Genomic DNA, 19,363 nt, shown 5'->3' with positions numbered 1-19,363 from the left:
TTGATAGTGACATGTCGATTAAAGCACACTTTATCGGCGTGTTACGAACAATGGATATGGCGTGCCAATGATGCCCCAAGGGGTGGCGGGTGAAGCTGAACAGGGAGTGTGATTATACATACATCCTCTTTTATTCAAGTTGATCTACTGTCAAACGATCACACGCTGTCACGGATTCATACAAGGTGTCAAAATAGCCTCTTCAGTTCTCTTGAGAGAGACTGTCTTCGAAACGGTTGTGAGCCGCCTTATGCTTCTCTTCACATCTAGCAAGAAAAATGGCCCAAAGATCTGGTTTTATTCGGCCAGATACTCCCAGAGAGGCCCGATCATTCCCCGCTGATGCAGGGTCTGGATGACCGTTGAAGCCGTTTCACCGCCAGAACCGACCAGCCAGTTTCTCCTTTGCCCGGCCCGCTGGCTGATTTGGGCTTCAATCGCATCCAGGGTAATATGCTTGGGGGAATAAAAAAACGGATGAAGCAGATCCGTTTCCCTGTCGATGACGCCCTCGGCCAAGGCCTGCTCATACAGGCCGGTTCCGGGATAGATCCTGATCCCGATAAAAAAGAAGAAAACGGTTTTTTTCAGCTGCTCAATGAGATCAAGACTTTCCTCCACGGTGGCCGCATTCTCTCCAGGCCCCCCCAGAAGAAAGTAATGGGCGACATGCAACCGGGCTGATCGAGCTTGCCGGTGAGCCTCCAACACCTCCGGTGGCCGGAAGGGCTTGCGGTAGGCTCTCAGCATTGATGCAGAGAGAGATTCCGTACCAAATTCAACATGCCTGCAACCGGCAGCCGCCATGACCTCAAAATACTGAGAAGGCAATGCGATTGGCGCAAAAAAGGCTCCCCACGGGATGGACAGGCCATGCCGCTGAAAGGCCTTGGCCACGGCCAGGCTATGCTCCACATCAGAGTTGAAGGCCGAGTCAGTAATAAAAAGATAGCGGGCTCCTGCTTCCTGCAGCCCCACTGCAACACGGGCCACCTCGTCGGGGTCCACCAAACGGTGCACGTGCCCTTCAATGCGGGGATAGGGGCAATAGAGGCAGGAAAAGGAGCAGCCTCGCTTACTCTGGAGGTTGAGCATTCCCCCATTCCGCAGGTAGAAGTTGCTCTGCCTTCCCGTCGAGGGGAGCCTGCGCACCATCCGCCCCTGCCAGGGGAGCGGCGGCTCCATGTGAGCGCCAGCGCAAAGAACCCCTGCAGCTGCAGCGGGATTGCGCCCCTCGGCCAGGGCATCAACCAGAAGCGCGAAACGCTCGCCTTCGCCAACAATACCAAAATCGGCACCCAAAAAAGACAAGATCCGCTCCGGCATGATGGTAAAGCCACTGCCGCCACAGACAATGACCGCAGAGGAGCAGTCGCGAAGCCAGCTCACCAGCTCCCGGTACTCTTTCAGCAAAAACAACGAATCGGTGGCATCGGTGTTGTCAATATTGCGGCAGGCAATACCTATAACCTCAGGCACAAACGATTGCAGCAGCGCTGCCAGCGCCGCCCTGTCAACGACATGAAAGTCCACTATCTCGACCTGATGCTCAGCTGCAAGTGCAGCAGCCACATAATCCAACCCCAGAGGATAGACCGGATAGGGAGCGATCAGCGTATTGGGAGAGAGAAGCAGAATTCTCACGGCCGTTGAAACTCCATGGCCGTGAGGCATTGACCGGTCCCCAGGACAAGGATCCTGCTTCCGGTAGACAGCGGCACCTCCTGTCCTCCGACCAAAGAACCGGGGAAAGCGCCCGCCTCAAGCGACTGCACCGCCATAACCGCTGCCACAGCTGAGGCCGAAGCAAATTCACCGGTAAAACTCCGGTAGCGCCAAACAGGTGTGCTCTCACCCACCAGGTCCAAAAATCGGCTCAGCTGCTCATCCCCCACCTCCCGGTCGGCTGCCGGTATCCCGGCAAACACAAGCAACGGCTGCTGTCGCAGGGAATCCACCCCGCCCAAAGCTGCGAGCATCTGCTCTGGAAGATCATGCCCTCCCCCGCGACCGTAAAAGGCAAGACGAGCCAGGCATCGGGCCTGCGCACAGTCTCGATTCACATAGAGGGCGCCCCCTCCATCGGCAAGGTTCCCGGTCTCAACGGATCGATCAAGCAAGCGGGAGAACTGGGCATGGCCTTCATCCGCCCCGATAAGCAATGCCGACTGCCCCGTCGCAGGCAACAAGGTCTGGGCCGTGAACAGAGCCTGTTCAAAGGAGTAATCGCCGCCACTGGCTGTAACATTGGCCCCCCTGGCCTGAAGCCGCACCGCCACCTGTCCGGCAGGACTGTTGTGAACCGAGCCGACAAAATCGGTGGGGCTGGGGAACTGTTCTCCGGAAGAGGTTAACCGATCAAGGAAATCCCAGGTTTCCGATAACGCACCCCAGCCGGTTCCCATGAAAACAGCGGCAGGATTCTCTTTTCCCTGGGTGTCGTCAACCGCCTCCTGTCCAAGCAAAAGGGCAAGACGGGCAAGACGCTTGACCCGACGAATGAGCCTGGGGGGTAGATGCTCAGCCAGGAATGCGTCCGGCAGCAAACCTGCAGCGGACAGGCCCTTCTGCAGGTGCTGCAGGGTGACCGGCAACAGCCCCGCTCCAGTGAGGCAGCCACTGCCATGCACGGCAAGGTACCCACTTGCCTGAGGTACCGTCGTGGAATGCTGGGTTTTCCCATCACCGATGACCAGGCAGCCATTGTTGCCGCCAAAGCCAAAGGAATTGGAGAGAACTGTCCCCACCGGTTGCTCAACACAGCTCATCTGCGGGGTAATGCCAAAGGCTGGGTCCGGTTGGGTGCAACCAACGGTACCGGGCACCAGTCCGCGAGAGACACAGAGCGAGGCGACCACGGCCTCGATAGCCCCTGATGCGGCGAGACTATGCCCGGTGGCACCTTTGATGGAAGAGAGTGGCGGAGGTGGGGAAAAAAGTGCGTTTATGGCACGGGTCTCGGCCAGATCGTTGTCCGGGGTGCCAGTACCATGCAGGTTGATATAATCGATGTCACTCGGAGTAAGCCCCGCATCCTCAAGTGCCGCCTCCATGGCTGCCCTCGCCCCCTTGCCTTCGGGGTGCGGAGCGGTGGGATGATAGGCGTCACAGGAGAGCCCTGCGCCTAGAAGCATTGCCAGAGGTTTCTCGGGCGGATCGATTGTCAAGAGCAGCATACCTGCGCCCTCGGCAACCGCAAGCCCTTGCCGTGTGACATCAAGGGGGCGACAACCATTTCGGTCGACCAGCTGGAGCGAGTGAAAACCGTAGTAGGTCAAGCGGCTGAGCGAATCAACGCCACCGGCGAGAACCCGCCGAGCCTGACCGGTGCGTAACAAATTCAGGGCCAGGGCAATAGCCACAGCCCCCGAAGAACAAGCTGTCGAAACCGTCAGGGCTGGGCCTGAACACTGGCAGAGTGTAGCGATATCTTCTGCCAGACTCTGCAGACCGTGAGCCTGATATGCCGCAGGAGAACTTTCCTGTCGGCGGAGAAGCTCCTCCGTGGTCAGGATACCGCCGGTGGTACACCCCAAAACAATGGTATCCGGCGGTTGCGCTTGCCCGGCCATGGCCATTTCTGCGGCTTTTCGGGCAAGGCGATGCGCCCTGGGAGGCATCGACTCTGTATTGGCAAGTGACTTGACCTGACCAGTCGGTAAAGGCGTTCCCTGCAGAAGAGAAAAAACGTCCAGAGGGGCGATAGCAGATCGCTGGGCCCGCAAGGCGGCATCGGTTTCCTCAAGTCCGCAGCCCAAAGGACTGACAATTCCAGCGGCAGCAATAAAGACAGCTCCCTGGCTCACGCATCTCCTCCGGCCCGGTTTGCTTCGATGTAGGCCGCAAGCGATGCCACGGAGGCAAAGACTTTTTCACCGACCTCCTGGGAGTTGATCATGACTCCATAGTCTCGTTCCACCATGACCACCATCTCCAAGACGTCGATGGAGTCAATGCCAAGCTCCCCACCCACCAGCTGGGCCTGGGCATCGAATTGCTCGGGGGTGAGCGTGGTAAGGTTGAGCAGTTCGATCAGTTTGGTCTTCAATTCTTCAATCAGTTCATTCATCGTGCTGTCCACGTACGCTGGCCTCGGTAAGCAATCGGCTCGTTGGGGAAAATGAGCCATGAGTTGGTGCCCATCCTGAATTTCCGGACGGACACGAGTTAATGAAAAAGTAATGCAATGATGCAAAAAAAAGGATTATTATATATGTTTTTACCCATTTGTCACCAAGACTCACTATTTATTCGTGCCTGAATCCGAGACCGCTAAACATGCTCAGGAATCCAGGTCCTGGGGAAAGAAGAGCTTCCCTTTGGTTGAAACTGCGGAAAGTCCATGCGCCGGGTGGTTTGAACCTGCCAACATTGAGGAGAAACAGATGAATGCCATGGAACTCGCGCAGTTAAGCCTTGAGGATCTCCTGCCCCATCGGGACGGGATGCTGCTCATTGATGAGGTGCTGGAGGTGGATACGGTCCAGGCCAGGACCCTGAGCAGGGTCAGTGCCGATTGGCCGCTCACCGGCCCCGATGGTGCAGAGTCCCTGATCTGCGTTGAGCTGGCAGCCCAGACCGCAGGAGTCTGTAACGGTTGGGACAGGATCCAAAACCGAGGTCTGGACTCCGATCAGATGGGCTGGTTGGTCGCCGTGAAACGGGCTGATTTTTTTGTCGATCATCTCCCCCTCGGTGGCAGCATTGAGGCCAGCGCCAAGAACACCCTCGTTTTCGATAAGTTCCGAGAAGTCGAAAGCCAACTCCACCAGGATGGCCAGCTTGTGGCTTCGGTGGTTCTTCAACTCTTCCAAGCCTAAAGAACACAGAATGAGCACAAAGAACAACTCTCAGGTGGCCATTGTCACCGGCGGCAGCGGCGGAATAGGACGCGCCGTCTGTACCGAACTTGCGCAACACGACTGTTACGTCATTATCAACTATATGCGCAACCTAGACGGTGCCCAACAAACCTTGGCAGAAGTTGAGGCGGCTGGTGGCCGGGGTGAGATCTATCAGTTTGACGTCCGGGACCTGGCTGCTGCAGAGGCGGCAATCGAAGACATTGCCAAGCGGCTTGGCTCCATCGATATCCTGGTCAATAACGCCGGTACGCTGGCTGACGGTCTCTTCATGATGATGCCGCCTGAAAACTGGCATGGTGTCATCGAGACCAGCCTACACGGCTTTTACAACATGACCCGCCCGGTGCTGGAACATATGGTTCGAGCCAGACGCGGTTCCATTGTCTCCATCTCTTCTGCGGCATCACTCATGCCCAATCGGGGCCAGGCAAATTACGCCGCAGCCAAAGCAGGGCTCAATGCCGCAAGCAAGACTGTTGCCTCAGAGGTCGCCCGCATGGGCATCCGGGTCAACGTTGTCGCTCCCGGATTAATCGAGACCGAAATGATAGCCAAGGCCCCCAAGGAGCACATCAAAGGGTTAATTCCCATGGCCCGCATCGGCCGACCTGAAGAGGTGGCCCAGGTGGTTGCCTTCCTCTGCTCGGAGGCGGCCTCCTACGTGACGGGCCAGGTTGTCTCGGTGAACGGTGGCATGCTGTGAACAAGCTCGCGGCTCTGGTGCTTGTACTGAGCCTGCTGAGTGCCAACAGCATGCTTTGCCATGCAGCAACAATAAACAGCACTGCCACAAAACTGCGCTCGGTGCAGGCTGTTTTCACCCAGGAAAAACACCTGCGAATTCTGGCCCGCCCCCTGATCTCCCGAGGTACGTTGCTGTTTCAAGCGCCTCAATCGCTTCGCTGGGAATATCAGGAGCCCATCCACTCAGTGCTGCTCCTCCACGATGGTCATATCGACAAACGCATCGAACGTGATGGATCTTTTGAGCAGGATAATGGGGCTGGCGTGGGGACCATGCAGATTATTCTTCAGGACATCGGCAGCTGGCTTGATGGCCGCTTCAATGACAACCCGCTCTTTTCCGTCCGGCGCAGCGGGCCGGAGGACCTGATCCTCAGCCCCAAAGACCCGGGCATGGAAACGGTTATTCAACGCATTGAACTGCACCTGGGCCAGGAAAAAGGTGTGGTGGACCGGGTTACCATTGTCGAATCGGCTGAATCATCCACGGTGATCACGTTTTCCCAGGTGGTTGTCAACCAGGACATCCCGGCGGAACGTTTTACCACCCCCTGATCACAGTCAGGGTGATGATTATGAACCGTTTTTCTCAGGCCCTCACGTTTTTCATGGTGCATGCAGATCGCGCAGATTGCAGCAATCTAGCAAAAAAGAACAAAGGGAGCGGACGCAACCCGTGGATTAACAGATGGTGGATTTTCCTGCCACTGCTCTGCGTTCTCCTTGCATCCTGTGGTGAGCTCAGACCAAAGGTTCTGCCGCAGATGGCGACCTTGCCCTCTGCAGGCCTGGCCGATCGCTGCAGAGTTTTCTTCCCTCAGGGGCACTGGCAACTCACCCACACAATCCATTTCCAGCTCGCCGACGGCACCAACGGCAATGCCCTGGGGGTGCTGACGATTGCGGGAAGCACACTCAACTGCGCCTTGCTGAGCATTGAAGGCTTGACCCTGTTTGAGGCCAGCTCAGCACAAGACGGCTCCCTGGAGGTTCTTCGCGCCCTGCCCCCCTTTGACAGCCCGGCTTTTGCAGCAGGCCTCATCGCGGATATTCGAACGCTGTTTTTCATGCCATTAGGCGTAGCCAGCACCGGTCGCCTGGTTCAGGGGGAACCACTATGCCGCTACACAGACCAAGAGCGAGTAACCGATATTCTCCCCGACGCAGCCGGTTGCTTTCAACTCTCCACCTACGCTCTGAGGCCAAAGGCAGACGGTGCTCTCCCAGTACTAACCCGTAGCGTGAACGCTCGATCCTGCATCGAAAGAGACAACAGCCGACTGGCCCAAAACCTGACCCTGACCGGTCTGGGAAGAGCCGGTTACACCTTAAACCTTCGCTTGCTTACTGCCGAGCCCTTACCGGCCGCCCGGCCATGAACCTGCCATGAAATTTCGCCTGATCTATCCAAAATGGCCCAAACTGTCCCAGCAAACCGAGTTCCATCTGCCCCCCCACGGCCCGGTGGTCTTTGCCGCCGCCCTGCCAGACTTCGTGGATGTGGACTTTGTTGACGAGAACCTGGAAACGCTGGACATTGACGAGCAGGTCGACTTTGTCGGTATTTCAATGATGTTAACCGTGCAGGTCAAGCGCGGCTGGGCCATTGCCGACGCCTACCGAGCCAAGGGGATCAAGGTCATTTTTGGTGGAATCGCTACCATGCTCCATGCCGAAGAGACCATGCAACACGCCGACGCCGTCTTTCTTGGAGAAGCCGAAGGACGCATGGAAGAGGTCTTTACCGATTTCCACCAGGGGGATCTCAAACCCTGCTATAATTTTCTTGATCAACGCCCTGACATCAACCTGGTGGGGACAGCACGCCGCGATATTCTCAACCGCCCCCTCTATAATCACAAGGGGGTGCAGATGGTCGATCTGGTCCATGCCTCGCGAGGCTGCCGCTTCCATTGCTATCCCTGCGCTGTCGCCTATCTAGGTGGCAGGGAGTTTCGCCCGCGCCCCATTGAGAAAACCATCGCCGAATTGGAGGCCATCGACAACAACCGGCTCTTTCTGGTCGATAACTCCCTTGCCCAGAACACGGACTGGGAACTCGATCTCTTTCGGGAAATGATTCCCCTGAAAAAGAAATGGTGTTGTCACCCCATCGAAGACAAGCCCAAGGTGCTGGATCTCGCCGCCCAAGCCGGTGCCTGGTATGTCTACCAGGCGGTGTTCGACACCTCTGACTATATTCGAGAGCGGATTAAACGCTATCATGACCATGGCATCGGGGTCGAGGGAACAATCCTGCTTGGCCTGGATAACCACACCGAGGATTCCATCAAGCGGTTGATTGACTTCCTCCTTGATATAGAACTGGACCTGGCCGAGTTCACCGTGCTCACCCCCTTTCCCCATACCAAAGCCTACGAAGACCTCCAGCGTCAAAATCGCATTCTCTCCACAGACTGGGATGAGTACTCAGCGGACAAAGTTGTCTACCAACCCAAGCATATGTCGCCGGAGCGGTTGCTGGAGTTGCTCGCCTACGCCTGGGAGAGTTTTTACCAGGACGAATCGCAGAACATCAAGATGGCCAAGCTTTTTCAGCAGGTGGTCCGCAAGGAAATGGCAGACAACACCTTCAGGCCCAGAAACCGTGAACTTGCACGCCAAACCTTTGGCAAGGAGCAAAGAGGACGATGAACTCGGCCCGCCCCTGTTACAGCCCGGACCTTACCCACCTGCTTGCCCGTCCCTTTGATGCGGCAGAAACATTTATCGACGGTGGCGTAACCTTTGGCGAAGTATATGGGATGGCGACCTGGCTGCAAACCCGTTTAGGAAAGACTGAAAAGCGGGAGACGATCTGCCTGGCGACCGAAAATCGCGCCCTGATTGCGGCGGCAATCCTCGCCTCTTTGGCCGGTGGCCCCATCGTCCTGCTACCATACAGTTTTTCCGCACAGGCGCTGGCAGGGCTCAATCAGGCAACAGGCTGCAGCTTGGCGCTTGTCGACTCCAATCAAGCTCCGCCCCCCGAGATGGAGGTAATCTCCCCGCCTGGAGGAGCAAAGGCAGACTATACCCTGCTGGCCGACCTGCGGCCAGAACAGGAACTGCTCCGTCTCTACACCGGTGGTTCCACCGGCACACCTCAGCTCTGGTCCAAAACCGGCACCAACCTTTTGGGCGAGGCCTTGTTTTTGGCAGACCATTTCACGGTTACTCCACAAGACCGCATTGTCGCCACCATCTCCCCCGCCCATATCTACGGTTTGCTCTACTCTGTACTCCTGCCCCTGGTCTCCGGAGCAGCGGTTGTCCCCTCCATGCCCTCCTTTCCCGAAGAAATCGTGCGTACCGTTCGAGAACATGAGGCCACCATCTTTGTCAGTGTGCCGCCCCATTATCGGGTGCTGCGGGGAAAAGGGGCCCTGTCCCCCTCACTCCGCCTTGCATTTTCCTCTGCGGGCATGCTCGATCTGAGCGACAACACCGAGTTCTGCCGTTGCAACCCCAGTGGCATTGTCGAGGTCTACGGCTCCACCGAAACCGGCGGCATCGCCCTGCGCAACCGTTCCCGTGGTGAAACGGGTTTTACCCCCTATGCCACCATCAACTGGCAGATAGACAATGCACAACTCCTGATCCGCTCTCCCTATCTTTCTCCCAGCCTGAAGCTAAGCCAGGAAGGCTTCTTTCGCACCGGTGATCGCGTCGAGGCGGACGGTACACAGGGATTTCAGCTTAAGGGACGCAGCGATTCCGTCACCAAGGTGGGAGGAAAACGCGTCGACCTGGAGGAGATCAAAACCGCAATCAAGGACATGCCCGATGTTTCCGACTGCCTGGTGCTTGCACTCCCTGATACCAGTGGCCGCGGGCATCGCATCGTCGCCCTGGTGGAAACGTTAGGCCTTGAAGTTGACCGTATTCGGGAGGCTTTGACGAGCCGCTTCGAGCCCTATGCCCTGCCACGGGCCGTCAAAATTATTGAACGTCTTCCTGTCAAGGACAACGGCAAGATTGACCGAGAGGCCGTCCTCCGCCTTTTTGCCGCATGACACCTCTGCACGAAGCATTCTGTGCTGGTTACGAAAGCTTAAGCGCCTGGTCCGACCTGCTTGACCGCATCAATGTCTTTCCTGTTGCTGACACCGACACCGGTGCCAACCTTCGCATCAGCTTAAGCCCTCTTCGCACCTGCAGCCAGGATAACGAACAGCTCGCAGCCCAGATCATCCATTCTGCGACAGGAAACTCCGGCAACATTGCGGCGGCATTTTTCAGCCCCCTTCTGACAATGACAGGTCTTGAAGAGTTGCCTGAACGCGTTACTGCAGGATATAGCAAGGCACGGGAGGCGGTTGCCGATCCCAAAGAGGGCACCATGCTCTCAGTCTTTGCATCCCTGGCAGAGGTTCTGTCATCCCGCCGGAGCCTTGATGCCACATGCGGAGACACCATCCTTGCAGCCCTCCACCAGAGCGTACTCGACACGACCAAACTTCAGGAAACTTGCCGTTTGGCCGGGGTTGTTGATGCCGGGGCTCTTGGCATGTACATCTTTTTCGATGCTTTTTTTCGCAGCTTGATCCCACTGGAAGCTCCCAGCCCTTCACTCTTCACCCTCTTTCCTGACCGCCTTACCTGTAAAGAAGCATATCAGCCACCGGCAAGTGCTGCGTACTGTGTCGATGTGCTCCTTGCTCCGGCCAACGAAGCCCCTCTAGATGCAACCTCCCTCTCCCAGCTAGGCGAGAGCCTGGTGGTCGTTCCCAAGCAGGCAAGCCTCAAAATACATATCCACACGCCTGATCCGCAAAGGCTGCAGAGGCAACTGGCCGAGCTGGGAGAGGTTGCTCACTTCTCGGCTCAACCACTGCACCAGGACCTACCCTCCACGCAAACAGCCCCCCCTCCTGGTTGCCTGCACATTATGACCGATGCCGCCGGTTCTTTGCCCAGAAAACTGGCCCAACAATACGGGATCAGCTTGCTTGACAGCTACATCATCCATGGGGACAAGGCCATACCGGAAAGCCTCTGTAGTCCTCAAGACCTCTATCGCCTGATGCGGCAACAACAGCGACTCACCACGGCCCAAGCCTCCCTGGCAGAACGGCATCAACGCTACCAAAACGTATGCGAGGAGTTTGGCCAAACCCTCTACCTCTGCGTTGGCTCAGCCTTTACCGGCAACTACGAGGTGGCGCGTGCCTGGCATAGGAAACAGGGCAGGACACAGCCAATGACGCTTTTGGACACAGGTGCCGCTTCGGGACGTCTGGGTCTCATTGCACTGCTCTGTGCACGCCTGGCAAAACAGACAGAGAATAGCGAAGCGGTCAAGGCTTATGCCCGTTCTCTGATTCAATCCTGTCGGGAATACGTGTTCATCGACACCCTGCACTACCTGGCAGCCGGTGGGCGCGTGTCGAGGGCAAGCGGCCTCTTTGTCAATCTGTTGGGGCTCAAACCGGTTATCAGCCCAACCCCTGTGGGCGTGAAAAAAATGGGCGTTGTCCGCAGTCAGCAGGCGCAACTCGACTTTGCCCTCGACAAGGTCAACCTTGAAATCATCAAGCCCAACCGTGCCGTGCTCCTGCTCCAGTATTCAGACAACGAAACCTGGGTTGAAGAACACGTACAACCGGCCTTACACAGCCTTCTGCCAGAGGCAGAAATCCTGCGAGTTCCCCTCTCCCTGACCTCAGGGGTTCATATGGGACCGGGCACCTGGTCCTTAGCCTTTGCCGAGAGCCACTAAGATGGATGCCGCTATCGTTATTCCGGTCTACAACCACGGACCACAGATTCAGGCCGTGATCGCCGCAGCCCGCTCCCTGGGATTACCGATTATTGTGGTCAACGACGGCTCAACCGATACGACCGCCGAAGTACTGCTGCAACAACAAGACATCACGGTCCTGCATCATCCACACAACCAAGGCAAGGGCGCGGCCCTGCTCAGCGGATTCGCCGAGGCGGCCCGCCGATACGACTACGCGCTCACCCTTGATGCCGACGGACAGCATGATCCGGCAGACGCATGGCCCCTGCTTGCGTGCGCTCAAAAAGAGGGCCGCGTGATCGTCGTGGGTAAGCGCCAAGGCATGGATGGGGGCCACGTTCCCTGGACCAGTCGCTTTGGCCGGGGCTTCTCCAACTTCTGGGTCTGGGTATCCGGTGGCCCCTGGATAGCGGATTCCCAATCAGGCTTCCGCCTCTACCCGCTCCCGGAAACCCTGGAACTTGGTGTGGTTGCCCGACGCTACCAGTTTGAGGTGGAAGTACTGGTCCGGGCTCAACGACGAGGCATTGCAACTCTCGAAGCTCCAGTCTCCGTGGTCTATCAGCCCAAAGGGGTTCGTGTCAGTCATTTTCGCCCCTGGCGCGATTTTCTGCGCAATTCAAATACCTTCTGCCGTTTAATCTGCAGCCGCATCTTCGGCTTGGACCGCAAATGATGCGCATTGATCCCTACACCTTCCTGGTGCACCTCTCCTTGCTGCTTGGCACCTGGTTTTTTACCGGGGTGGCGCGCTTCATTGCCCTGGGCTACTTCCTCTTCTCCCCGAGGGTGAAAGAGAGTCGCCGCTTCTACGGTCTTGTTTTTCCCCAAAGAAGCCGCTGGTTTCACATCTGGTGCACTTTTCGCCAATACCAGAATTTCACCACTATCCATGTTGATCGCTTTCTCAACAACAGGGGGCTCTCGCCGACCTATACCGCAACCGGGGCAGAAGCATTGTATGCTCGCAGCGGCCAGGGAGGCGCCTTACTGCTTATGTCCCATCTGGGCAACTGGGAGATGGCGGCCAGAATGCTGATGTGCAAAAGCCAGAAGACCGCGCTTTTACTCTATATGGGTATCAAGGAAAAAGAAGGCGTGGAACGGCGACAAAAGCAGGAATTGCAACAGGCGGGCGTCTCCATCATCGGCGTTGATCAGGGCAAAGGATCCCCCTTCACCGCGGTCGAAGGATTACGCGTATTACGGCAGGGAGGATTCGTTTCCATGACAGGAGATGTAAGCTGGCGAGAAGATCAGCGCCAAATCCCGGTGAATATACTGGGGCATAGGGCCTATGTTGCGGAGGCGCCCTTTGTCTTTGCCCTGGTCTCCGGAGCACCCATCATTGTTTTTTTTGCCTTTCGCACCGGCCGCAACCGTTATCATTTTACGTTTTCCGCACCTATCTGGGTTACAAGCAAGAGCCGGGAACAGCGGCACAGAGTTATTGTCGAGGCCGCCCAACAGTACGCTCATCTCCTGGAGTCGGCCCTGCTGGCCCATCCATGCGAATGGTATCACTTTGAGCGTTTTTTCCACGATCCCAACGAATTTCCCTAACCCGGATTTCTCATCAGGTTCAGACGGTTCCTGGACTGACCAGCGGGCTCTTTTGCTCTGCTCAAAGAGGGAGAGAGCGTCAAGGAGAATTTTCTTTTCTTTTTGGCGGAATTCGGAGTAGTATTTCAATTTTTTTCAGATTTTAGCTCGTACAATTGCCGTTTTCTCACAAAACGTAAGAACTCAAGATTCGTCTAAAAAAATAGAACCATGACTAGAGATGTACTGCAGGAGCAGATCCTCACAATCCTTGTTCAGGATTTCGAATTTCAGCAACCGGGACTGGATGATAATCTCCGTGACGACCACGGTTTTGACAGCATCGACGCTATCGAATTGCTCGGTAAAATCGAACGGATCCTCGGCTTTTCCCTGACCCGCGAAGAAAAGGAAAAAGCGATGGAGATCAGAACAATCAACGATATCCTTGACTATCTGGAAAGGATACAGCAGGGTCGCGCTTAAGTAGGCGCCGCATTTTTTCAATGAAACGTCGCGTCGTTATCACTGCCTGCTCCGCCATCACCCCGATCGGGTATGGTCAGGAAGCCATTGTTCAGAGTCTCCGCCACGGTATCTCCGGTGTCAAGCCCCTGCGTGACGACGGACTCCTGAGCGGTCACATTCACTCTCGCGTCTTTGGCACCGTCGATTACCCGATCGCCTACGAGTTTAATCGTTCGCAGCGCAAAACCATGGGCCCGGTGGCCTATTATGCCTGCCAGGTCGCCAAGGATGTGCTGGCGACCTCGGGTCTTTCCAAAGAATTCATCGAATCCGGTCGGTTGGGCGTCGCCTTTGGCTCTACCCACGGCAGCCCAACGGTTCAACGGGAAATCTACAAAACCTTTTTTCAGAATCTCGAAACGGAATTTTCCTCCATAGGCGCCGTTGATTATCTTCGCTCCATGGTGCACACCACCGCCGTCAACATCACCCGCATGTTTGGCATCACCGGCCGCGTCATCGCCTCTTCCACCGCCTGCACGACCAGCAGCCAGGCCATTGGCTTTGGCTATGAAATGATCAAGTACGGCATGCAGGATGCCATGCTCTGCGGTGGCGCCGACGAATACGATACAACCACCGTGGCGGTCTTTGATAATCTCCTTGCCTGCTCGGTCGCCTATAACAATTCCCCCTCTTCCACCCCCCGCCCTTTTGACAAAAAACGCGATGGCCTGGTTGTGGGAGAAGGCGGCGCCGCCGTCCTGCTTGAGGAGTATGAGTCCGCCAAAAAACGAGGCGCGACCATCCTCGGCGAGGTCATTGGCTTTGCCTGCAATAACAACGGAGGCGACCTGATCCTGCCGAACCTTCAGGGCATCACCGACACCCTGCGCCTTGCTCTTGCCGATGCAGCCATCGAAGCGGAGGCCGTTGATTACATCAGCGCCCACGCCACGGCCACCAAGATGGGCGACATTATTGAAACCCAGGCAATCGAAGCGGTCTATGGCCAGCATCCTTATGTCACCGGTTTGAAAAGCTATACCGGACACACCATGGGGACCTGCGGCGCCATAGAGCTGATCATGACCCTCTACATGATGGCAGAAGGCTTTCTCGCCCCCACCCTGAACCTGGAAGAGGTGGACCCTCGTTGTGCCCGGCTCAAGTATACGCCAGAGGTCATTGAGGCCAGGACCCATATTGCCTCGATCCAGAATTTCGCCTTTGGCGGAGTCAACACCTGCCTGCTGGTGCGCAACGGTCTCGAGGTCAATTAAACGTGCAGCGTTGGAGTCCGGACACCGTCTTCGACCTCACTGTGACCCTGGCCTGCTGGTGTTATTTCACCCTGGGATTCCTGCTCCTCTTTGCTCCGCGCTATCTCCTCAGTGGACTCTTTTCCTCAAACAAAGAGGCTGCATTCCAGCGCTACAACCGTCGATTCTACCAAGTTTTTTTTCACCTGCTCCAGACCATCGCCCCGCAACAGCAGTGGAAGATCGATAGCCGCATAGCCACCCTTCGCGGTTCGGTAATCGTTTGCAACCACCGCTCCTACCTGGATCCCCTGCTGCTGATTGCCCATCTTGACCGCGCGATCACCGTCGTCAAATCTGTTTTTTTTACCCTGCCCATCTTTGGCAGGGTCATTCGAACCGCCGGGTACCTGCCATCCACCTCCAGCGGGCCGTTTGCCCATCTGCTGCTCTCCCGTATGGAAACCATGCCCGCATACCTTGCGGCAGGAGGCAATCTCTTTGTCTTTCCCGAAGGTACGAGAAGTCGGGATGGACGAATCAAGCCCCTGCACCCGGGGGCTCTGAAGATTGCGCGTCAATTTCACGTTCCCCTACATGTCCTTGTCGTCACAAACACGGAACGGCTGTTTACCCCGGGCGTCTTTCGGTTTGCAGCCAGTCGCAAAAACGTTATTCAACTCCAGCTGGTCGAAACAATCCCGGTGGAGGAAATGCAATCCAGCCTGGCTGATCTTGGCAAGCGGATTCGTCAGGCCATGGAAGATGGCGTGGCGCACTCCGTTCTGGATGTCGCCACGCCCTCACCCACTCCCCCCTTCTCTTCAAAGAGCATACGATGAAGGTTCTTCTTATCTCCATGCCGGACGTGGTGCCTATTATCATCCACGAGATGGCGGTGCACATGCCTAATCACGGCATTGCCTGTGTTGGCGGGAACATCGATCCCGAGCATGAGGTTTTTCTGATTGATCTGATCCGCAAACGCCACTCAATCAAAAAATACCTGACTAAAGTCGTTAACCGCATCCAGCCCGACCTGATCGGACTTTCGGCCATGGCCTGGCAGTACGATACCTGCATAAAAATAGCTCATCTCCTCAAAGAGATCTGTCCCACGGCTAAAATAGCCCTGGGGGGGTATCATGCCACCCTGATGGCCGAAGAGATCGCCAGCGCGCCGGAAGCCCAGTGGATCGATTTCATCGTTCGTGGGGAAGGTGAAGAATGCTGTCGTCGCCTGGTCAATGCCCTGGCAGGAAACGACCAGCTCAAGGAGATCCCTTCCCTCTCCCACAAAGAGGAAGGCAGGTTTGTGCATAACCCAAGGGGCGAGAATCTTGACCTGAGTACGCTGCGTTTGCCGATTCGTGATAAGCGCCGCCTGACCTGGGGCTACCATATCATCTACTCCAAGATCGAGCTGCTTGAGACATCACGGGGCTGCACTCGCTCCTGTAACTTTTGCAGTATGAAGCATATGTACGGCCGTACCTTTCGTACCTACCCCATCAGTCGGGTGCTGGAAGATCTGGACGACATCTATTATAACCGCAAAACGCGTTGGGTCTTCATCACCGATGACAACATAGTGCTCAACCCGTCCCGAGTCATGGAACTGTGCGAGGCCATCATCGCTCGCAACTACAAGGGCCTTAACCTGGTGGTTCAGGCAGATTGCATCTCCATGGCCACCAACGAATCCATGGTTGCCAAGATGGCCCAGGCTGGCTTTCGTTCCGTATTTCTCGGCATAGAAAACGGCTCAAAGAAAAACTTGAGTGCAGCCGGCAAGGGAGATATCGTCGCCGCTTCGCAACAGGCAATCGAAAATTGTCATAAATACGGGTTGATGGTCATTGGCGGCTTAATTTTCGGTTTTCCCGAGGATGACGAGGATTCGATCCGGGAAAATTACGAATTTTTCGTCGAACTCGGTGCCGATGCCTCCTACTGCCAGATCCTCACCCCCTATCCCAAGACGGGAATGCGACAGCAACTCCTGGAACAGGGTCTGATCGACAACCAGAACAACTACAAAAAATACAGCGGTCTCTGGGCCAATGTCCGCACCAAGTTCCTGAGTGCAGAGGCCTTGCAATACCAGTTCTGGCTGCAACGGCAACAGGTTATCGGCTGGTGGAATCCGCCGGAACCGGCCCGTAAACAAGGTCGACTCTGGACCTCGATCTGGCGCTTTGCCTTTAAGCCATTTCTCAAGATGCACTACTGGCGGATCATGCGCAAAGGAGGTTGGGAGGGACGCTACCAACGGGAAGTCGAACGTTGGGAAAGGATCAATACATTCATGGATCTTGAAGGATATTAACTATGCAGCTCTACAACCTGGAATTCACCGAAGAGGAGATACGAGCCGCGGCCTCTGCCGACCGACTCCTGTCCATGGAGATCGAATTCAGCCGCAAATGCAACTTCCGCTGCACATACTGCTATGTGGAAGAGCAGACCTCGGTTGTAGAGGAGATGTCACGCCAGGAAATCAAAGAGGTCATTCTCCAGGCCCGGGCACTGGGTGCCCGCAAAATAATCATCCTGGGGGGAGAGCCTTCTATTTATCCTCATCTCATAGAAATGATACGCTTTCTCGGCTCCCTGGATTTAGAGATTGAACTCTTCACCAACGGCAGTGGCATCACTGATGAGCTTGCACAGGTCTTGGCGGAGGAAAGGGTACGGGTCGTGGTGAAGATGAATTCAAGGGATACTGCCATCCAGGACCATTTGGCTGGAAAAAAAGGGGCCTTTGCGATCATAAACCAGGCAATGCAACGGTTGCAGCGCGTGGGCTATCCTTCAGCCGAGCTCTTTCTCGCTGCCAGTACCGTAATCTGTCAGCCGAACCTGAGGGAGTTGGTCGACCTGTGGCAATGGCTGCGGGAGCACGACATCGAACCCTATTTTGAGGTTCTCACCCCCCAGGCCAATGCGCTGAAAAACAGCTGGCTTGAGGTGAGTCCTCAGGAACTCCACGATCTGTTCGCCCAACTCTCTACCCTTGATTGGGAACAATTCGGCAGGGATTGGGAACCGCAACCACCCCTGGTCGGCAATCGCTGTATGCGGCATCAGGTCTCCTGCGTTGTCACCGCGCGTGGTGATGTGATGCCCTGCGTGGGGGTGACCATTGCTCTGGGCAATATTCGCCAGCAGCCGCTTGCTGAGATCCTCAAAAACAGCGAGATTGTGCAAAACTTGAAAAATTATCGCACGACGATTAAGGGGCCCTGTGGAACCTGTGAAAAAAGTGAAGAATGCTATGGTTGCCGTGGCGCCGCCTACCAAATGACCGGTGACTACCTGGCCTCGGATCCCACCTGCTGGAAAAATCCGGAAACGGCCTGCGCTCTGCGGCCCAAAACGAATGCATAAAGGACTCCTGGCAGCTGAGCGGCCTGCATGACTGTACCTGTATGAATATTCTCTTAATCAATCCGCCTGATAGTGGCCGCAGTATTCCCGAAGAACGCTATGGCATCACTTCGATCAAACAAATTTTTCGGGGAGAGCCGCTTGGGCTTGAGGAACTTGCAGGCAATCTATTGGAGCACTCCGTCCACCTGGTCGACCTCAAGGCAGAACCTGATGGGCTGCTGACTGCACTGCAAGAACATACGCCGCATGTTGTCGGCATCACGGGGGTAACCTGCGAGGCAAATACCGTCGTCCAGATTGCCTCGACAATACGTGCAACCTTCGATGCGATCATTGTTGTCGGCGGCATCCATGCCAGCAACGACCCCAATTTTTTCAACCGCAGGGAAGTCGATTATATTGTTCGTGGCCTCGGCAAACAATCCTTTAGCGAACTCATCACCTTGCTTGATAAGGGGACAGAGAACCAGGAAGTCCTCCCAAGGGGGATCTACCGTGTCACCCCAGGAAAAGCATTGGCGCTGAAGCAAACGCCTGCCACCCAGGCGGATCTGGTTGAGGAACGTCCCCCGTCATTTAATCTCGTCCAGCCGTACCGAGACCACTATATCCTGGAAAAACTCGGGATTCGTATGGGTTTTGTCGCCTCGGCATTCGGCTGTCCCCACGCATGCTCGTTTTGCTCGATAGCAGGCCAAACTGGGGGAAGGTACCTGGTGAGATCAGCGCAGGCGGTTGTTCGAGATCTAGCCCTGCTGCAGGATATACCCGTGATTCGGCTTGTTGATGCCAATACCTTTGGTTCCATCGAGCGAGCAACGGCCCTGGCCCATGCCATAATTGATGCTCAGCTCAACAAACAGTTTCTCGCCGACATCAGATCCGATACGGTGGTCCGCCACCCTGAAATGTTGCAGCTCTGGAAGAAGGCCGGACTCCGGGCGGTGATCATAGGCTTTGAGGCCATCGACGACAGCAGCCTGCTCTCCATGCACAAGGCAAATAAGGCAAAAATGAACACCGAGGCAATCGCCATTCTGCATCAGTTGGGCATCACCATTGTGGGGGACTTCATCATCGATCCGGATTACGACGAGCATGACTTTGATCAGCTCAGCCACTATCTGCAGAACCACCCCATTGACCTGCCAATGATCACGGTCATGACCCCGCTGCCGGGAACGCCCCTCCATGCGTCACTTCGCCCCAAGATCGTCAACCACAACCTTGATTATTATACCCTGACCAATGCCGTCACCCCGACCCGTCTTGACGAGCATCGGTTTTACAGCGCCTATGCAGAGCTGATAGCCCAAAGCCATCGCCACGCACATATATAAGTG

General features: G+C 56.0%; 18 protein-coding genes. 15 read left to right on the top strand and 3 right to left on the bottom strand.

All coding sequences use genetic code 11. The annotated features are described in order from the left end of the window. Positions 1-297 precede the first annotated feature (297 nt). From JWJ90_RS01500 to JWJ90_RS01490, 3 genes are read right to left on the bottom strand one after another with little or no spacing between them, the layout of a single operon-like run. Entirely contained in the window at positions 298-1,644 is a 1,347-nt protein-coding gene (locus JWJ90_RS01500; RefSeq protein ID WP_205225404.1) for a lipid biosynthesis B12-binding/radical SAM protein, read from the bottom strand. Beyond that, the gene (locus JWJ90_RS23705; RefSeq protein WP_205225403.1) at positions 1,641-3,806 is read right to left on the bottom strand and encodes a beta-ketoacyl synthase N-terminal-like domain-containing protein; all 2,166 of its coding nucleotides are present in this window, start codon (positions 3,804-3,806) and stop codon (positions 1,641-1,643) included. Before JWJ90_RS23705 ends, JWJ90_RS01500 begins: the two co-directional genes overlap by 4 nt. After that, the gene (locus tag JWJ90_RS01490; RefSeq protein ID WP_205225402.1) at positions 3,803-4,069 is read right to left on the bottom strand and encodes a phosphopantetheine-binding protein; all 267 of its coding nucleotides are present in this window, start codon (positions 4,067-4,069) and stop codon (positions 3,803-3,805) included. Before JWJ90_RS01490 ends, JWJ90_RS23705 begins: the two co-directional genes overlap by 4 nt. Before the next feature lie 316 nt (positions 4,070-4,385). On the opposite strand from JWJ90_RS01490, the gene JWJ90_RS01485 reads away from it, so the two are divergent. From JWJ90_RS01485 to JWJ90_RS01415, 15 genes are all read left to right on the top strand, one after another. Continuing rightward, on the top strand, positions 4,386-4,820 hold the full coding sequence (locus JWJ90_RS01485; RefSeq protein ID WP_205225401.1) for a hotdog family protein: 435 nt from the start codon (positions 4,386-4,388) through the stop codon (positions 4,818-4,820). Positions 4,821-4,830: 10 nt separating this feature from the next. Continuing rightward, the gene (gene fabG / locus JWJ90_RS01480; RefSeq protein WP_205225400.1) at positions 4,831-5,568 is read left to right on the top strand and encodes a 3-oxoacyl-ACP reductase FabG; all 738 of its coding nucleotides are present in this window, start codon (positions 4,831-4,833) and stop codon (positions 5,566-5,568) included. After that, a complete protein-coding gene (locus JWJ90_RS01475) occupies positions 5,565-6,164 on the top strand; it encodes an outer-membrane lipoprotein carrier protein LolA (RefSeq protein ID WP_205225399.1) in 600 nt (199 codons plus the stop codon). The genes fabG and JWJ90_RS01475 overlap by 4 nt, the downstream gene beginning before the upstream one ends. A 20-nt stretch (positions 6,165-6,184) precedes the next feature. After that, on the top strand, positions 6,185-6,988 hold the full coding sequence (locus JWJ90_RS01470) for a hypothetical protein (RefSeq protein ID WP_205225398.1): 804 nt from the start codon (positions 6,185-6,187) through the stop codon (positions 6,986-6,988). A gap of 7 nt (positions 6,989-6,995) precedes the next feature. Further along, the gene (locus JWJ90_RS01465; RefSeq protein WP_205225397.1) at positions 6,996-8,264 is read left to right on the top strand and encodes a B12-binding domain-containing radical SAM protein; all 1,269 of its coding nucleotides are present in this window, start codon (positions 6,996-6,998) and stop codon (positions 8,262-8,264) included. Continuing rightward, on the top strand, positions 8,261-9,625 hold the full coding sequence (locus tag JWJ90_RS01460) for a class I adenylate-forming enzyme family protein (protein WP_205225396.1): 1,365 nt from the start codon (positions 8,261-8,263) through the stop codon (positions 9,623-9,625). Before JWJ90_RS01465 ends, JWJ90_RS01460 begins: the two co-directional genes overlap by 4 nt. Then, positions 9,622-11,331 (top strand): DegV family protein, encoded by a 1,710-nt coding sequence (locus JWJ90_RS01455; protein WP_205225395.1) that lies wholly within the window; start codon positions 9,622-9,624, stop codon positions 11,329-11,331. Before JWJ90_RS01460 ends, JWJ90_RS01455 begins: the two co-directional genes overlap by 4 nt. Before the next feature lies 1 nt (position 11,332). Then, the gene (locus JWJ90_RS01450; protein ID WP_205225394.1) at positions 11,333-12,031 is read left to right on the top strand and encodes a glycosyltransferase family 2 protein; all 699 of its coding nucleotides are present in this window, start codon (positions 11,333-11,335) and stop codon (positions 12,029-12,031) included. After that, positions 12,028-12,918, top strand: a complete 891-nt coding sequence (locus JWJ90_RS01445) for a lysophospholipid acyltransferase family protein (RefSeq protein WP_240194695.1) — start codon at positions 12,028-12,030, stop codon at positions 12,916-12,918. Before JWJ90_RS01450 ends, JWJ90_RS01445 begins: the two co-directional genes overlap by 4 nt. A 210-nt stretch (positions 12,919-13,128) precedes the next feature. Beyond that, a complete protein-coding gene (locus JWJ90_RS01440; protein ID WP_205225393.1) occupies positions 13,129-13,383 on the top strand; it encodes an acyl carrier protein in 255 nt (84 codons plus the stop codon). Positions 13,384-13,403: 20 nt separating this feature from the next. Next, complete coding sequence (locus tag JWJ90_RS01435) at positions 13,404-14,648, top strand: beta-ketoacyl-[acyl-carrier-protein] synthase family protein (RefSeq protein WP_205225392.1); 1,245 nt, start codon at positions 13,404-13,406, stop codon at positions 14,646-14,648. 2 nt (positions 14,649-14,650) lie between these two features. After that, positions 14,651-15,469 carry a 1-acyl-sn-glycerol-3-phosphate acyltransferase gene (locus tag JWJ90_RS23130; RefSeq protein WP_205225391.1) on the top strand — a complete coding sequence of 273 codons (819 nt, stop codon included), beginning with the start codon at positions 14,651-14,653 and terminating at the stop codon, positions 15,467-15,469. Next, a complete protein-coding gene (locus JWJ90_RS01425) occupies positions 15,466-16,956 on the top strand; it encodes a B12-binding domain-containing radical SAM protein (RefSeq protein WP_205225390.1) in 1,491 nt (496 codons plus the stop codon). The genes JWJ90_RS23130 and JWJ90_RS01425 overlap by 4 nt, the downstream gene beginning before the upstream one ends. 2 nt (positions 16,957-16,958) lie before the next feature. Beyond that, positions 16,959-18,017, top strand: coding sequence for a radical SAM/SPASM domain-containing protein (locus JWJ90_RS01420; RefSeq protein ID WP_205225389.1), 1,059 nt, complete (start codon positions 16,959-16,961; stop codon positions 18,015-18,017). 41 nt (positions 18,018-18,058) lie between these two features. Then, the gene (locus JWJ90_RS01415; RefSeq protein ID WP_205225388.1) at positions 18,059-19,360 is read left to right on the top strand and encodes a B12-binding domain-containing radical SAM protein; all 1,302 of its coding nucleotides are present in this window, start codon (positions 18,059-18,061) and stop codon (positions 19,358-19,360) included. Positions 19,361-19,363: the final 3 nt, after the last annotated feature.

Source organism: Desulfobulbus rhabdoformis (assembly GCF_016919065.1).
Lineage (GTDB): Bacteria > Desulfobacterota > Desulfobulbia > Desulfobulbales > Desulfobulbaceae > Desulfobulbus > Desulfobulbus rhabdoformis.
This window is presented reverse-complemented; position numbering and strand designations above follow the sequence as displayed.

What these genes read in the sequence shown, in the direction of transcription:
- JWJ90_RS01490 (WP_205225402.1), bottom strand. Translation starts at nt 4,069, where the DNA reads ATGAATGAACTGATTGAAGAATTGAAGACCAAACTGATCGAACTGCTC.
- JWJ90_RS01485 (WP_205225401.1), top strand. Translation starts at nt 4,386, where the DNA reads ATGAATGCCATGGAACTCGCGCAGTTAAGCCTTGAGGATCTCCTGCCC.
- fabG (WP_205225400.1), top strand. Translation starts at nt 4,831, where the DNA reads ATGAGCACAAAGAACAACTCTCAGGTGGCCATTGTCACCGGCGGCAGC.
- JWJ90_RS01470 (WP_205225398.1), top strand. Translation starts at nt 6,185, where the DNA reads ATGAACCGTTTTTCTCAGGCCCTCACGTTTTTCATGGTGCATGCAGAT.
- JWJ90_RS01465 (WP_205225397.1), top strand. Translation starts at nt 6,996, where the DNA reads ATGAAATTTCGCCTGATCTATCCAAAATGGCCCAAACTGTCCCAGCAA.
- JWJ90_RS01460 (WP_205225396.1), top strand. Translation starts at nt 8,261, where the DNA reads ATGAACTCGGCCCGCCCCTGTTACAGCCCGGACCTTACCCACCTGCTT.
- JWJ90_RS01455 (WP_205225395.1), top strand. Translation starts at nt 9,622, where the DNA reads ATGACACCTCTGCACGAAGCATTCTGTGCTGGTTACGAAAGCTTAAGC.
- JWJ90_RS01450 (WP_205225394.1), top strand. Translation starts at nt 11,333, where the DNA reads ATGGATGCCGCTATCGTTATTCCGGTCTACAACCACGGACCACAGATT.
- JWJ90_RS01445 (WP_240194695.1), top strand. Translation starts at nt 12,028, where the DNA reads ATGATGCGCATTGATCCCTACACCTTCCTGGTGCACCTCTCCTTGCTG.
- JWJ90_RS01440 (WP_205225393.1), top strand. Translation starts at nt 13,129, where the DNA reads ATGACTAGAGATGTACTGCAGGAGCAGATCCTCACAATCCTTGTTCAG.
- JWJ90_RS01435 (WP_205225392.1), top strand. Translation starts at nt 13,404, where the DNA reads ATGAAACGTCGCGTCGTTATCACTGCCTGCTCCGCCATCACCCCGATC.
- JWJ90_RS01425 (WP_205225390.1), top strand. Translation starts at nt 15,466, where the DNA reads ATGAAGGTTCTTCTTATCTCCATGCCGGACGTGGTGCCTATTATCATC.
- JWJ90_RS01420 (WP_205225389.1), top strand. Translation starts at nt 16,959, where the DNA reads ATGCAGCTCTACAACCTGGAATTCACCGAAGAGGAGATACGAGCCGCG.
- JWJ90_RS01415 (WP_205225388.1), top strand. Translation starts at nt 18,059, where the DNA reads ATGAATATTCTCTTAATCAATCCGCCTGATAGTGGCCGCAGTATTCCC.